Below are 15,704 nucleotides of genomic sequence, written 5' to 3'. Positions count from 1 at the left end.
TATGACAATCAACGAAATGCAAGACGAAGTCATCGCCGAATTCAGTGACTTCGACGACTGGATGGACCGCTACCAGCTGCTCATCGACCTAGGCAACGAACAGCCGGCTCTTGACGAACGCTACAAGACCGACCAAAACCTGATAGAAGGCTGCCAAAGCCGCGTATGGCTGCAAGCCGACGAAGAGGACGGCAAAGTCATCTTCCAAGCCGAGAGCGACGCCCTTATCGTGAAGGGCATCATCGCCCTGCTCATCAAGGTGCTCTCCGGGCACACGCCCGACGAGATTCTTGCCGCCGACCTCTACTTCATCCCCCGCATCGGCCTGCAGGAGCACCTCTCGCCCACCCGCAGCAACGGCTTGCTAGCCATGGTGAAACAGATGCGCATGTACGCACTCGCCTTCAAGGCAAAGGAAAGCTAACCTAACATTAGCACACACTGCCCAAACGTGCATTCCAACTCCTTTGGAATGCACGTTTTTGTTTCCCTCCGAAACTCGCCAGGGTCTCCGACACTTTGTTTATGCACTTGTTATTAAACAAACGGATCAAAATCAGAATATACGGGCAGCCGAAACCAAACCGGTGCTCCTGACAGACATGCAAAAGACTCGGCATTGGACAGCGGCCGAACTTTTTCGTCTGCGGCGAGACAGATACACTGGACAACGAGCAATACTCAAGCCTCGTCTCCCCCGCCGGCAGGCGTCTCCCCGGGCTTTGCCGCCGTACCTTCACGGTAGGCCGAGGGCGAGGCGCCGAAATGGTGTTTAAAACACTTGCTGAAGTAGAACGGATCGTTGATGCCCACCTTGTAGGATACCTCGGACACGGTATAGTTACTCTCCAACAGCAACTCGGCAGCCTTCTTCATGCGCACGATGCGGATGTACTCGTTCGGCGAATAACCGGTTACACCACGTACCTTGCGGTAGAAAACCGTACGTCCCAGCCCCATGATGGAAGCGAACTCATCGACGGTAAATTGGGCATTCTCCAACTGCTGCTCAACGACGGCTTGTAACTGGTCGGCAAAAGCCTTGTCCTTGTCGGAGGAGCAAATAGTGGGCCGGAGCATGTTAGGAGCGTTAGAAAATTTTTCCTTAAGCTTCTCGCGCTGTTCTATCAGCTTGAAAGCACGAGCCAAAAGCAACTTAGGACTAAATGGCTTGGTGATGTAGGCGTCTGCTCCGCTCTCAACACCAGCCAGGTGACTCTCGGCGGAGTTCATAGCAGTGAGCAGGATGATGGGAATATGGCTCGTGTTGAAATCGTTCTTCAACTTGCGAGTCACTTCGAAACCCGTCATACCGGGCATTAAGACATCACAAATAATCAGGTCGGCATCGTATTCGCGAGCACGTGCCAGTCCTGCCACACCATCAGCCTCAGCCATGACTTCAAAATAGCGCCCAACCTCTTCTTTGAGAAACTCGCGTACGTCGTTATCATCCTCGATGATAAGCACCCGTTTCTTGTTGATAGGTTCCACCTCGGGCAGCTCAATGTCGGCCTCCATGCGAGCAGCGGCCACCTGCTCTTGGTGCTTCCGCTCCTCTTCGAGCAGGACGTTGTGAGGGATGAGAAAGTCCTTCTCCTCGTAAACAGAAGGGTCGGTAGGCAGAGTTACAGTAAAGACGGAACCACCGCCCTCATTCTCGCTGAACTCAATGGTACCCTTGTGTACGCAAACCAACTCATGGCTCAAGTGCAACCCCACGCCGACACTGCTGCCGGAGAAACTACTCTGCATAAAGCGCTTGAACAGCTCGCTACGTTTTTCAGGTGGTATACCGACTCCTGTATCGCGAACTGTAATGACAAGCTTCTTCCGCTCCTCGTCCACATCGACAGTGAAAGTCACCTTGCCGCCACTGGGAGTGTACTTGAAAGCATTGGACAGGAGGTTGTAGGTCACCTTATCCAAATGTCCCTTATCGATAAACATCGTGTAGGACGTACGTGAAGGCACGAACTGGAAATCCATGTTCTTCGATTCTGCGGCATCGCTAAAGCTTAGGAATATCTCGTAAAGAAAGGCGACGACATCGGTTTCCTCCAGCGAGAGAGCCAGCTTGTTGTTCTGCATCTTGCGGAACTCGAGCAACTGGTTAATCAGACGCAGCATACGCTGGGTGCTCTTCTCCATTACTTTAAGCGAGTAATTCATCTCCTTGGGGATCTTCTCCATGCGCTGCACCTTCTCCAGAGCACCTTGTATCAGCGTCAGCGGCGTACGGAATTCATGGGAAATATTAGTAAAAAAAACCAACTTGTATTCCGTCAGTTGCTTCTCCACCTGAATGCGGTTGCGCAGAACATTGAAATTACGCACCAACCTGAAGGCGACATAGAGTGCCACGGCAGACACGAGTACGTAAAGAATGAACGCCCATCCCGTACGCCAAAACGGCGGAACAATAACAACCTGCAAAACTGCTTCTTTCTCCGCCCAAACTCCCTGACCGTTACATGCCTTCACACGCAAGGTATAATGCCCCGGATCTAGATTCTTGTAGGCAGCAAAATTCAAGAAAGACAAAGCACTCCACTCCCGGTCGTAGTTATCCAAACGGTAAGTATATTTGATGTCGTTGACCATCGAATATTCGAATGTAGAGAAATCTATCACAAACGAATTCTGGTAATGTTTCAGTTCAATTTTGTCGGTATAGATCATCGCGTGCTCCAGTGGCGAATCCACGTCACCCGGACGCACAGCTATACCATTAACGTGCAGATTAGTGAACGACACCATCGGTGACGCCTGCGTATTGCCCACCACAACCGCAGGGTCTACAACCACCAGTCCGTAGTTCGATCCAAACAGTAATGTCCCATCATCAGCCACCGCACAACTGTTTTCGCTGTAAGCATTTCCCAAGATATAAGATGAAAAGAAGAAATTCTCGAATGTATAGCTATCAGGATCAAAACAGGAAAGCCCCAATTCTGTAGCAATCCACAACTTTCCGTTCCGGTCCTCTACAATCGACTGTACCATGCTGTTTACCAGCCCATCGCTCACGTCGAAATGGACGAAGTCCAGGTCTTTATAATTTCCCTCAGGACGGCACATACTAAAACCCTTACCCGATGTGCCCAACCACATACGCCCTTTACTGTCGCGCAACATACACTTAATTTCGTTACTTCGCAAAGCACCGTTGTCTATATTATAGGCTACATAATTCTGAGGATCTTGTAGAAGAGAGTCTGGATGAAAAATAAAGATTCCCGCACTCGAACCGACCCATAAATAGCCATTGGGTTCTTCACAAATGACACGTATCTGCCTTTGCGAATACGTATCGGTAAAGAAACGACGGAAATGATATCCATCTCCAGCCTCGTCAGGAACAGCCAAATTCAATCCGCCACCAAAGGTACCAACCCACATACGATCCTTCTTGTCACGCAACATAGCAAAAATACTGTTACTGCCTAGCGAAAATGCATCTTCCGAAGTGTTTCTATACCATTTCCCATCTACAGAAAGACCATTTCCACGCGTACCCAGCCAAAGACTACCATCGGGCCCTTCGGCCACAGCATAAACGTTCGAATCATAAAAGCCACGCTTTTCCAATGTTCGCGATGATTGGTCGTACACATACAGCCCACCCTGGCGTGTGCCCAACCAAATGCTTCCGCCTGCCATACGATTAATCATCTTTACTGTATTGGCACGACCGTCCCATGCCCCTTTTTCCGGAAAGACCCTGTCAGCTCCCTCATTCAGCACCAACAAATGAGAAACACCCGCATATTCAGTACTTACCCAGATCCCTCCAGTACGATCCTCTATAAGATAAAGAAGATAATTAGACGCGACATGACTGAAACCGCTCATATCAGCAGTAAAATGCTGCAATACATCATGAGTAGGATCATAAACAAACAATCCGTTTCCGTACGTAGATATCCAAATCAGATCTCGTGAATCCCAGACTACATGATAACGTTCTTCGTCTATATAATTAACCCTATCGGAAGGAATAAGCTGAAAAGACTTGACTGCACGAGTCTTTGTATCAAGATACCAAACCTTTCCTGTATGATTGAACACCCAATAATTTCCACGATTATCTTTCTGTACCTGTCCATTCTGTACATCCAGCAGCGTACTCTTTCTGAGTTCAAACGTTTTTAAGTTGAACACATAACACCCCTTGTTGGTAAATATCACCCAATCGTCCTGAATGCGCAGTTCCTCATCAATGCGAATTCCGCTTTCTTGCAGACGAGCTACATACTTGCATTCCTCCTCCCTTTTCTTTACGACAAAACGGCCATCCGCTGACAAGAAAAACAAATTTCCTCCATCGGAAATAATCTTAGAAGCCCGATGTGAAGGAACGACCAAAACAGTACGATCTCCAATAACTTGAACCACCCCGTTATCTGTACCAATCCAGACACCTCCTTGTAAATCCTCATATACGTACGTCACCTTATTGGAAGGCAAATTATTCTTTTCTGTCTTGAAGACGATTGAGGAAAATTGCCCGTCCGCATAAGTTACTTTCCGACATCCATTTCCATTCAACCAAAGCCAGACATTCCCATTACGGTCTATAATTTTGTCGCTATAGAGTTCTCGATATTCACCACACCCAGTAAAATCTACAAAACATTCCCTTTGCAAGTCATAGCAGCTATATACCTCTGCCGAAGTTGCTATCCACAAAAAACCATTTTTATCTTCTACCAAATCACGGATACGATGATCTCCCAACGCAATTCCTCCTTTCTGGCTCGGCCGGTAAGTCACAAAAGAATTGCCGTCATATCGGCTCAATCCGTTCAGAGTTCCCATCCAGATAAATCCCTTGCTGTCTTGATACATACAACGAACAGAATTATTAGAAATTCCATTACTCGTCGTCAGATGTTCCGAACGTATTTCAACATCAGCCGCGACATACAGGCTGAATAATACAGATACAAGCAGTAAAAATAGTTTTCTCATACCCAAATCATATGTTCCATAGCGAACAAATGTACAAAAAAATAGTACCTTTCACCAGCACACTAGCACCAATAACCGGTTCACCGGTCGAATCAATGATTTTACCTGTAATAGTTTTACTCTGCGCATAGCCACTCATCGCAACTAACGAAAAGAGAACTGTAAGAAATAGCCACTGAATGAAATACATTCGGCTAAACAGACGTAATCTTTTGCTGTTTTTCATACATTAAATATTAAATTAAACATTATTAAAACAAAATCTCATATCTCACTATGAAGACGTCGGCAAATATATGATAAGTTTCATATATCGGAAAATGGAAAATTGTACAATCGCATGTACACATGTCTCTCAGATATGCTATAAAAGAATGTAAAATCAAAACAATTATTCATAAAATCATTTTAATTATGCCGAAAACTCAACAATACACCGCCTCTTAAATCCATTTATCTTAAAAAAAACTATCAAAAAAGCACTTCCATTTAACCGACCACATTATGACATACTTTCTCAAAAATGGACAAAATCATTCAATTGCGAGAAAAAAATCACCACTTAAAACCTCATTGTATAAAATTCATGGAAACTGTACAAATCTCCATTGTAAAACAAAATCCCGGCAACTACTTTTGTGACAAAAATCTATTTAAACATGAAAACAAAAAAAATAGCAGCCCTGCTCATCGGACTTTTCAGCTTCAGCATCATCTCCGCACAGGAAATGCCTGACCGAAAAGAAACGTTGAAGACTATTGTCAAAGTCAACGACTACTTCATGAAGAAGTACAGCGATTATCGGACTCCGTCCTATGTGAACAAGGTCATCCGCCCCAGCAACATCTGGACAAGAGGCGTTTATTATGAAGGACTGATGGCCCTTTATTCCATCTACCCGAGGGACGACTATTATAAATACGCCAACGACTGGTCTGAATATCACGAATGGGGATTCAGAAATGGCACCATCACACGCAACGCTGACGATTATTGCGCAAGTCAAACATACATTGATTTATATAATATCTGCCCCAACCCTGAAAAGATACGCAAAGCAAAGGCTAACATTGACATGCTGGTCAACACCCCTCAAGTGAACGACTGGTGGTGGATAGACGCTATCCAGATGGGTATGCCTGTTTTCGCCAAACTGGGACGACTGACAGGCGAACAAAAATACTTCGACAAGATGTGGGACATGTACGAATATACAAGAAATGTACATGGAGAAAATGGTATGTACAATGAAAAAGAAGGCCTGTGGTGGAGAGACCAAGACTTCGATCCTCCCTACAAGGAACCTAACGGAAAGAATTGCTATTGGAGCAGAGGCAACGGATGGGTATACGCCGCACTCGTCAGAGTACTGGACGAAATACCTGCAAACGAACAACACCGCACAAACTATATAAATGATTTCCTGACCATGAGCAAGGCACTCAAAGACTGTCAACGCAAAGACGGCTTTTGGAATGTCAGCCTCCACGACGAATCGAACTTCGGCGGGAAAGAGACATCTGGCACAGCTCTCTTTGTCTACGGCATGGCTTGGGGTGTACGTAACGGGCTCTTAGACAAGAAAGAATACCTCCCCATCCTGCTGAAGGCATGGAATGCAATGGTCAAAGAGGCCGTCCATCCCAATGGCTGCCTAGGTTACGTACAAGGGACAGGCAAAGAGCCCAAAGACAGCCAACCTGTCACTTACGACAAAATTCCCGATTTTGAAGACTTTGGCGTAGGATGTTTCCTATTGGCAGGAAGTGAAGTCTACAAGTTAGAGGATTAACAACACAGATTCACACACAAAAGACTTCCGCCGTCTTCTTTTCCGGATCTCTCAATTTCGGACGAAGACGGCGGACTTTTTTTATCTATGCCAGATACCTTTCAAAGAAAACACTGCTTTCTTCCTCGAAAAACGCCGTTTTCATCGAAAGAAAACGATGCTTTCCTCAAAGCTTAACACCATCAGTCGAAAAGTTCTTTCAGAACATCCAAAGATTTCAGCTCTGGAAAGTCGGGCAGGTGCAAACGATAATATTGCTCGATGACCGTCAGACAACGCATCCGCTCCACACGGCTCATGGCAAAAAGGTGCATCGTGTCGTAGTTCATCCGCATCAACGTAAGAAGACGTGCCGCCTCAATCGGCCCGATATAATGAGAATGCCCCGAAGGACGAAGCGACGTAAAACAGGCATTCACCAAATCGAAATAACAGCCTTCTGAATAGCCCTCAAGATTTGGATAAAGTCCCAAGAAGCGAGAAAGGCGCATAAGAAAAACCAGATGAAAGTTTGCAAAGCCCGTGCGACACTCGTCCAGCCACACGATAGAATGCCTTAAATAAGAGAAAAGAGCCCGATTATCAGCCTCCACACGAACAGCACGACACAAAAACTCCGAAAGGAACAAAGCAATAGCCGATTTATAAGGATCGTATGGCAAGGAAATAAATGGATGCCATGACTTAGCCTCTTTTATCTTATATATAGAAGTATTAGGACGAAAATCCGCCTCCAGCTCGACCAATGACAAAGGTTGAAACAAAACAGACTTAACCGACGCCTTACGCGAACGAGGCAACGGCACCATAAAAGACACCCTCCCTGCTACGTCCGTATAGACGTCAGCAATAAAAGCTGTATCCTTATATTTCACTGTGCGAAGCACGATTCCTTCCGCCTTTTGCAACATATCTCGTCCGTCTGTATCATAAATCCGCCTACAAATCTACAAAAAAAGAAGCGATAAATGAAGATATAATAGCGTCCTCCTCTTTCTTTCTAAAAAAAATCACGGTCCGCACGACATTTTTTCATTTCACTTAAACCACTGTATACCAGATGCCAGCATTCATATTTAAAAGAAATTCCAATATTAAGTTCAAAAAAAATAGCCGGAACATTTTGCCAATTCAAAAATAGTTCCTACCTTTGCATCCGCAAACGAGAGATAAAGCGCTTGCGAGCGGAAACGCTCAACAAAAGGATGGCCCGTTCGTCTATCGGTTAGGACGCAAGATTTTCATTCTTGAAAGGGGGGTTCGATTCCCCCACGGGCTACTAAAATAAAAAGATAAACGAATTAAAAAGATTAGTCGAGATGGCAAATCACAAATCATCACTGAAAAGAATCAGACAAGAAGAGAAAAGAAGACTTCACAACAGATATTATGGCAAGACCATGAGAAATGCTGTTCGCAAACTTCGTGCTACTACTGACAAGGCTGCAGCAGTATCTATGTATCCTGGATTGGTTAAGTTGCTGGATAAGTTGGCTAAGACTAACGTTATTCATAAGAACAAAGCCAATAACTTGAAGTCTAAATTGGCTCTGCACATCAACAAGCTTGCGTAATAAAGAGCGTAAAGTTAAGTAACGTATAACAAGAAGGTTGGACAAAAGTCCGACCTTTTCTTGTTTATAGACATCCCCAAAACAAGGATGCTAAAAAGCCGTAAAGGCAGAAAAAACTCCTCACCTCAGTGGCATAATCCAAAGATTTTCACTATTTTTGCTCAGTTATTACAATAAGCACAAATTTATGACTGAAGCAGAAAAAATAAACGGTGAAAACAATTATTCGGCCAGCAACATCCAAGTGCTGGAAGGATTGGAAGCGGTAAGAAAACGCCCCGCCATGTACATTGGCGACATCAGCGAAAACGGTTTGCACCACCTGGTCTACGAAGTGGTGGACAACTCCATCGACGAAGCGATGGCCGGCTACTGCGACCACATCGAAGTGACCATCAACGAAGACAACTCCATTACTGTACAAGATAACGGCCGCGGTATCCCCGTCGACCTGCACGAAAAAGAAAAGAAATCGGCACTGGAGGTCGTAATGACCGTACTCCATGCTGGTGGAAAGTTCGACAAAGGCTCCTACAAAGTATCAGGCGGTTTGCATGGTGTCGGCGTATCGTGTGTCAACGCACTTTCCACGCACATGACGACCCAAGTATTCCGCAACGGAAAAATCTATCAGCAGGAATACGAATGCGGCAAACCACTCTACGCCGTCAAGGAAGTAGGCACCTGCGAACCTGGCTTTACAGGCACAAAGCAGACTTTCTGGCCTGATGGAAGCATCTTCACCACGACCGAATATAAGTACAGCACCCTGCAGGCCCGCCTGCGTGAGTTGGCTTATCTGAACGCCGGTATCCGCATTACCCTAACCGACCGCCGTCAACAGGACGAAAACGGTGAATACGTAAAGGAAGTATTCCACTCAGTAGAAGGTGTAAAGGAATTTGTCCGCTACCTGAACAGCAACAACACACCGCTCTTCGATGACGTCATCTACCTGAATACTGAAAAGGCAGGTGTACCCATCGAGTGCGCCATCATGTATAACACAGGCTATCGTGAAAACCTACACTCCTACGTGAACAACATCAACACGAAGGAAGGTGGTACGCACGAAGCCGGCTTCCGCGCCGCCCTGACCCGCGTACTGAAAAAATACGGCGAAGAGACCTGTGCCAAGCAGTTGGAGAAAGCCAAAGTAGAAATCTCAGGAGAAGACTTCCGTGAAGGACTCATCGCCGTCATCTCCGTCAAAGTAGCCGAACCTCAGTTTGAAGGACAGACCAAGACGAAGCTGGGCAACAGCGAAGTGAGCGGCGCCGTCAATCAGGCAGTGGGCGAAGCTCTGACCTATTACCTGGAAGAACATCCGAAAGAAGCCAAACTGATTGTCGACAAAGTGATACTTGCCGCAACTGCCCGTGTAGCAGCCCGCAAGGCTCGTGAGTCCGTACAACGCAAATCGCCCATGAGCGGCGGAGGCATGCCCGGCAAACTGGCCGACTGCTCCAGCAAGGACCCCGAAGAATGCGAATTGTTCCTCGTCGAGGGTGACTCGGCAGGCGGATCGGCCAAGCAGGGACGAAACCGTCAATACCAAGCCATCCTGCCCCTGCGCGGTAAAATCCTGAACGTAGAAAAAGCCATGTGGCACAAAGCCTTCGAAAGCGATGAAGTGAACAACATCATTCAGGCATTGGGTATTCGCTTCGGCCTGAACGGCGAAGACAGTAAGGAAGCCAACATCGACAAGCTGCGCTACAAGAAGGTGATTATCATGACCGATGCCGATGTCGATGGATCTCACATCGACACGCTGATCATGACGCTGTTCTTCCGTTACTTCCCGCAAGTTATCCAGCAGGGCTACCTGTACATCGCTACTCCCCCGCTCTACCTCTGTACAAAGGGTAAGGTAAAAGAATACTGCTGGACCGACCAGCAACGCCAACGCTTCATCGATACTTACGGCGGCGGTTCGGAAAATGCCATCCACACACAACGCTACAAAGGTTTGGGTGAAATGAATCCCGAACAGCTGTGGGAGACAACCATGAACCCCGAGAACCGTATGTTGAAGCAGGTGAACATCGAAAACGCAGCCGAAGCTGACTACATTTTCTCCATGCTGATGGGTGAAGACGTAGGACCACGCCGCGAGTTCATCGAAAAAAACGCCACTTACGCCAACATCGACGCATAAAGAAAAACAGATCACTGTAGGTAGTCAAGATGGTTAATGCCCACAGTCAATCTCTTATTAATATTTATCTAACCATCATTAATTAACCAACCTCACATCTTACAACGAGGCAGTCCCGGCAGAACAGGATAATCCTGTGGTCGGGACTTTTCTTTTATCTGACCATAAAAACGAATAAGAACTGTCGATATCATGAATAGCCGTAACATTCCTGAAAAACTTTCAGTCTAATTGAACAAAAAAAGCGGCAAAAGCGACATACAAGATAAAAGCACAAGAAAAAAAGTTACGGAAAAGTTGTTTTATAACCTCAAATCCGCAACCTATAGGGTTTAGTGGGATTTTGCTTGCAAAGCGACAAAATTCATTTTATTGTACATATTTCTTGCACAACAGAAATGTCGCAGACACAAAATCCCCTTACCCCATAAAGCGACTTGAGGTAATACGCTGGTTTAACCAGAAAAGCATGGTCTTTAACCAAAGTCTGTCTTGAACAGGTTGGCATAAGCATTGTTGTCTGAGTAAATATTCAATACATGCCTACGTGATGTCTTAATCCATTTCGCAGGAACAGAGATGAACTTGAAAACAAAGGTCTTGATTCTGCTGGTGGCACGCAATCCAAATTCATGGGTTTTCAATCTCTGCATAATAGCTTTGTAGAAGTTTCTGATGAGAGCTGTCATAAGCAGGAATACAGTATTCTGTGCCATGAACGATTTTGGCAATCGATTCCAGCCAAAGCCATTGTTCATGTCATCGAAGATGCGTTCCTTGCCACCACGAAGATTGTAGAATTCCACGATGTCTCTTGCACTCGACTTGTAATCGTTAGTCAGTATACATCTGTAGGTATATTCGCCTTCCCAAATGTCAAGGTCTCCATCTATTCGCCTTTGTCTCTGTATGACAAGACGATACGGTTTTCCTTTCCATTTCTCAACAAGGATGGAATTCAGCTCAAATTCAATACCGTTGATTTCAACAGTTTTCCATCCAGTCAAGGCAAACATGGAATCGTAGAAGGAAGAGCATCTGTTGGCACGAATATAAAAATGCCTGCAATGAGCCTCTACCATATCTACGATTTCCTCCGAGCATGAGCCGCAATCCATGCGGGCACGGGATATATATACTTCTGATGCCTCCAGTCGCTTGAAGATTCTTTCCAAAGTCTCTCTTTGGTTGAAGCGCACGTTTGTGTTGCCGTCTCTATTTTCAATACCGACAATCATGTCGTTAATGACTGCCACACCTGGACTATAGCCCAGGAACTTCTTGTAGGTTGGTTTTGCATCATGCTTCTCTGTTTCAATGAACTGATGGTCAAAGTCAAAATCATACTCTTGACCGGATTTCAATTGACCAGTAGCAAGCAGGGCTTTGATCAATAAGCAGTTCATCTTGTCTGCAGTATTGAAATCATAGGAGTTGCCAGAAGCAGATTTATAGGTGATGTTCTTACAAGTCAGTTCTTCGATAGCACGCAATATGGTGTCTGCGCTGCAAGTGCGAAGAGTTGGATGAAGAGACAAATGTTTCATCAAGTGAGTTGTAACATCCTCAATACATGAGCCGCCACAAAGATATACGCACATCAGAGAGCGTAGAATTTCGCTATATTGATAACCAAACATAGTGCATCTCAATCCCAAGGTGGAATCTATGGTTTGAGCTAAAAGAGCATCAAATTGCTCCATAATAGAAAAAATTCCTCCAAAAGGAGTGAGTTTCTCAGATTTTATTTGTATCTTTGCCATGTCATATTAGAGTTTTGCTTGTCTTCTTTTCGCAACACTAAGGTAAGTGAAAATTCTGACATGGCAAAATCCTGGGCAACTTTTTGTTGCTCAGGCACTTATAAATAATGTTAAACTATAGTGTTGCGGAATTAAGGTATAATTTAAAAAGTCTAATTTTGCCACAAATTGGTAGCAGAAGGGAGCCTTCTGTAACAAAAAAAACAGAAAATACGGCGCTTCGAAAACCAACCCGACCTCCCGCGAGGGTAACACATTGCTGCCCCGAACGGTTTGTGATAAGTAGGATAAAAACATTTTAAATTTTAGCTTATGAACGTACAAAGTATCGGCGAAAATGCAGGAATTATCTGGAGACTACTCCAAAGCGAAAGCAGAAAATGGGACTACCAAGAAATCAAGAAAGAAACAGGACTGTCGGACAGAGATATCAATACCGCTATCGGATGGCTGGCACGTGAAGGAAAACTGACCATCGACGAAACAAAAGTCGGAAGAAGAAACGTAATCTATATTGAATTGAACTATTATATCGGTTAATTTTATGGATAAATACACTATCGGAAACAACGCCGGCATCGTCTGGAAACTGCTGAACAATGGGAAGCGTTGGAGCTACGAAGACCTGAAAAAAGCCTCTGGACTGACGGACAGAGACCTGAACGCCGCCATCGGATGGCTGGCACGCGAGGATAAAGTCTACTTCGAAACGGATAAGAACAGTACGGAGTTCCTTTACCTTTCCGTCAATGTCTACTATTAAGGCAGAATACGGCAAGAAAGAACAAATGCGCCGGACGGGACACGCTTCCGCTCCGGCGCTCTTCTTTTCCATCGGAGTTAAGACTTAATAAGACTGTTTTCTTGGCGCGTTCCGACAAAAACTCCATCTTTAAGCCCGAAAAGCAAAAACGGAAAACCCATGAAGAAGTTATTATTGGCAATCTGCCTCGCCACCGCGCAGACAGCCCTCGCACAAACCGCCGACACGCGCATCGGTACCCTCATCAACGAAAGCAACTGGTTCGAATTGAAACGCACGATGGAGGTGACACCCCGCGACTCCGTCAGTCCCCTGCTCTATCGGATGGGAACGGCCATGACGGCCCACTACTTCAACCGCCCCGACTCGGCTTGCGTCGCCATCGGCACAGTGCTGAACGAACATCAGGAAGAAATAGGTGGACAAAACTCCGTGAACATGGCAGCACTGATGGCCACCAACCTGACACGCTGCGGCCGATATGAAGAAGCGGCCGCACTGATGCAGAGCCTGGCCCAGCAGCTACAAGCACAGGGCGTGGACACCGCTACCACAGCCTCTATCCTCAAGGCGGCCGACCTTTACACAATGTATGCCCGCGAGTCGCCCCTCTGCCGCCCGCTTCATCCGGCAGGTGAATATCACATTCCCTTTACATTCAACGACGACATGCACAAGGGATACAAGAAGCAGGGACACTTCCTAATGTTGGATGCACGCATCAACGATACAAGCGAACCGGTAGTGTTCGACACCGGTGCTGGCATGAACATCATCAGCAGCAACCAGGCCGAAGCGTGTGGCCTACGACTGACAGACATCAGCATCGACATGCAGGGCATCGGCAGGCAGCAAGGACGCATCGCTATAGCCGACACGCTGTGCATCGGCCCGATGACGTGGCAGAATGTTCCCTTTCTGATTGTCGATACACGCACGGGCGATGCCGAAGCCGACAGCGTCGGAGGGATGCTCCAGCCCGTCATCGGCCTCCCCATTATGCTGAGCATGAAAGAAGTGCAGTTTGATTTTGAACACCGCGAACTGGTGATTCCCGCCACGCCAACACCTAATCCGTTAGGTGAAAGCAACCTGCTGCGCACGGATAGCGAAGGTCTGCGTGTGGAGAGCCGCGACGACGAGGGGCGCCCGATGTACATGCATCTCGACACGGGCTCGTATGGTAGCGACCTGACCGCCCGCTGGTATGCCACTCACCGCACCCAAGTGGAGGCACAGGGTCAGCCTGACTCGCTCCGCATGGCCGGCATCGGGGGCGTGAGCAGGCAGAAGACCTATCGCATCCCCCACCTCACCTACCGCATCGGGCGAGGTGAAGCGACCATTGAAGACGTACACGCCAGCACGGGCCTCGACCTGCACACAGGCCAGCCCGTTGGAGAAATGTTTGGCATCGGCGATATAGACGGCATTATCGGATTAGGACTGCTGGAGCGATTCCGCCACGTGACGCTAAATTTGGAAGAGATGTATATCGACGCGGAATGAGGCGCGAACATTTACCACGCCTCATCGCCCGTGGTCATAACGCTGGGCACCGGCTACCATCACCACCGAGCCGACAACGGGCACCGCGATTATGCTGACCAGCCTGGCCGCCATTTCGGCTATCCCGTCCCACAACAGCAGGTAATAAACAAGGACTACAAGCAGCCCGATGACACAAAACGCCCGGCACATGAAAGTCGTCAGTCCCTTGACATCGACCAGCTTCTGCCGTTCGGGCGACATCGTATTATACCCGGCTATCAGTTTGGGATACTTGCGTACAAGCAGACCCAGAAGAACAAAAATGGCTGCGAAGAGCCAGACAAACAAACTATCCATCATTCTATATTTATTTAATTACAACATCCCCTGCTTCTCCAGCTCCTCCGCCGCAAGCTCCAGCTCGCAGTACCACGCCTCGCCGAACTTGCGAATAAGCGGTTCGCGCAGGAACTTATAGACAGGAACATTCTCCTTGCGCCCCAGCAAGACGGCGGCCTTGCAGACATCCCAACGGTGGTAGTTCACCGCCTTGTAGGGCCCGTAGTCGCCCACGCGGATGGGATAGAGGTGACAGGAAACGGGCTTGTAGAAGTCGGTCTTGCCTTCGCGGAAGGCTTTCTCGATGGCACAATAGCAGCACCCCTTGTTATCGTAGCAGGTGAAGACGCAATCCTTGTTGTTGACAATGGACGTCACCAGGTCGCCCTCACAATCGGTATATACCACCCCCTGACGGTCGATGACGGCCCGCGCTTCGGGGCTGAGGTCGTCCCATATCACGGGGAGCACTTCTTCGAGCTTCTCCACCTCGTCCAGCTCGACCGGCGCTCCGGCATCTCCCTCGATGCAACACTCGCCCTTGCAGGCAGACAGGTCGCACAGAAACTTCTCGCGCAACACGTCGAGACTTACCACTACATCGTCTATCTGTATCATAAATTACCGTTCTTTTATCAAAGACTTTCCTCACAATCGGGCGTTCACATAAACCGTTATGAATCAAATATATATCAGTTTATTTTGGTTTAAGAAAAATAAACTCTCAGTTTAATGCTGATAAACTGGCAGTTTAAACGTACTAAACTGGTAGTTTAAACGGAGTAAACTGACAGTACAAAGGCTTTAAACTGACAGTACAAACGGAGTAAACAGTGCCCCTCGTGA

12 protein-coding genes and 1 tRNA gene are annotated in these 15,704 nt (G+C 47.0%); 8 read left to right on the top strand and 5 right to left on the bottom strand.

The window, feature by feature from the left end:
• Position 1: 1 nt before the first annotated feature.
• On the top strand, positions 2-424 hold the full coding sequence (locus tag BQ8005_RS13610; RefSeq protein WP_021848313.1) for a SufE family protein: 423 nt from the start codon (positions 2-4) through the stop codon (positions 422-424).
• Positions 425-681: 257 nt separating this feature from the next.
• Here BQ8005_RS13610 and BQ8005_RS13605 read toward each other — a convergent pair whose 3' ends face one another.
• The gene (locus tag BQ8005_RS13605) at positions 682-4,974 is read right to left on the bottom strand and encodes a two-component regulator propeller domain-containing protein (protein WP_075319246.1); all 4,293 of its coding nucleotides are present in this window, start codon (positions 4,972-4,974) and stop codon (positions 682-684) included.
• Positions 4,975-5,633: 659 nt separating this feature from the next.
• On the opposite strand from BQ8005_RS13605, the gene BQ8005_RS13595 reads away from it, so the two are divergent.
• The gene (locus tag BQ8005_RS13595; RefSeq protein ID WP_075318432.1) at positions 5,634-6,767 is read left to right on the top strand and encodes a glycoside hydrolase family 88/105 protein; all 1,134 of its coding nucleotides are present in this window, start codon (positions 5,634-5,636) and stop codon (positions 6,765-6,767) included.
• Between the two features lie 182 nt (positions 6,768-6,949).
• Here BQ8005_RS13595 and recO read toward each other — a convergent pair whose 3' ends face one another.
• Positions 6,950-7,678 carry a DNA repair protein RecO gene (gene recO / locus BQ8005_RS13590; protein ID WP_075318431.1) on the bottom strand — a complete coding sequence of 243 codons (729 nt, stop codon included), beginning with the start codon at positions 7,676-7,678 and terminating at the stop codon, positions 6,950-6,952.
• 296 nt (positions 7,679-7,974) lie between these two features.
• Here recO and BQ8005_RS13585 point away from each other — a divergent pair.
• The 3 genes from BQ8005_RS13585 to gyrB all read left to right on the top strand — a co-directional run bounded on the left by BQ8005_RS13585 (position 7,975) and on the right by gyrB (position 10,502).
• Positions 7,975-8,046, top strand: a tRNA-Glu gene (locus BQ8005_RS13585).
• A 40-nt stretch (positions 8,047-8,086) separates the two neighbouring features.
• Complete coding sequence (gene rpsT, locus BQ8005_RS13580) at positions 8,087-8,341, top strand: 30S ribosomal protein S20 (protein ID WP_075318430.1); 255 nt, start codon at positions 8,087-8,089, stop codon at positions 8,339-8,341.
• A 187-nt stretch (positions 8,342-8,528) separates the two neighbouring features.
• Positions 8,529-10,502, top strand: a complete 1,974-nt coding sequence (gyrB, locus tag BQ8005_RS13575; protein WP_075318429.1) for a DNA topoisomerase (ATP-hydrolyzing) subunit B — start codon at positions 8,529-8,531, stop codon at positions 10,500-10,502.
• A 476-nt stretch (positions 10,503-10,978) separates the two neighbouring features.
• Here the strand turns inward: gyrB and BQ8005_RS13570 are convergent, their stop codons facing one another.
• Entirely contained in the window at positions 10,979-12,265 is a 1,287-nt protein-coding gene (locus BQ8005_RS13570; RefSeq protein ID WP_055235773.1) for an IS1380-like element IS942 family transposase, read from the bottom strand.
• Positions 12,266-12,577: 312 nt separating this feature from the next.
• Between BQ8005_RS13570 and BQ8005_RS13565 the strand changes: the two genes are divergently transcribed.
• The 3 genes from BQ8005_RS13565 to BQ8005_RS13555 all read left to right on the top strand — a co-directional run bounded on the left by BQ8005_RS13565 (position 12,578) and on the right by BQ8005_RS13555 (position 14,537).
• Complete coding sequence (locus BQ8005_RS13565; RefSeq protein ID WP_021848104.1) at positions 12,578-12,805, top strand: winged helix-turn-helix domain-containing protein; 228 nt, start codon at positions 12,578-12,580, stop codon at positions 12,803-12,805.
• Between the two features lie 4 nt (positions 12,806-12,809).
• Positions 12,810-13,028 (top strand): winged helix-turn-helix domain-containing protein, encoded by a 219-nt coding sequence (locus BQ8005_RS13560; RefSeq protein WP_075318428.1) that lies wholly within the window; start codon positions 12,810-12,812, stop codon positions 13,026-13,028.
• A 159-nt stretch (positions 13,029-13,187) separates the two neighbouring features.
• Positions 13,188-14,537 (top strand): retropepsin-like aspartic protease, encoded by a 1,350-nt coding sequence (locus tag BQ8005_RS13555; RefSeq protein WP_075318427.1) that lies wholly within the window; start codon positions 13,188-13,190, stop codon positions 14,535-14,537.
• 21 nt (positions 14,538-14,558) lie between these two features.
• Here the strand turns inward: BQ8005_RS13555 and BQ8005_RS13550 are convergent, their stop codons facing one another.
• Together BQ8005_RS13550 and BQ8005_RS13545 are read right to left on the bottom strand one after the other, a co-directional pair.
• Positions 14,559-14,879, bottom strand: a complete 321-nt coding sequence (locus BQ8005_RS13550; protein WP_234984051.1) for a DUF3784 domain-containing protein — start codon at positions 14,877-14,879, stop codon at positions 14,559-14,561.
• A 15-nt stretch (positions 14,880-14,894) separates the two neighbouring features.
• On the bottom strand, positions 14,895-15,476 hold the full coding sequence (locus tag BQ8005_RS13545; protein WP_075318426.1) for a DUF3109 family protein: 582 nt from the start codon (positions 15,474-15,476) through the stop codon (positions 14,895-14,897).
• Positions 15,477-15,704 lie beyond the last annotated feature (228 nt).

This window comes from Bacteroides togonis (genome assembly GCF_900130135.1).
In the GTDB taxonomy this organism is placed as follows: Bacteria; Bacteroidota; Bacteroidia; order Bacteroidales; family Bacteroidaceae; genus Bacteroides; species Bacteroides pullorum.
This window is presented reverse-complemented; position numbering and strand designations above follow the sequence as displayed.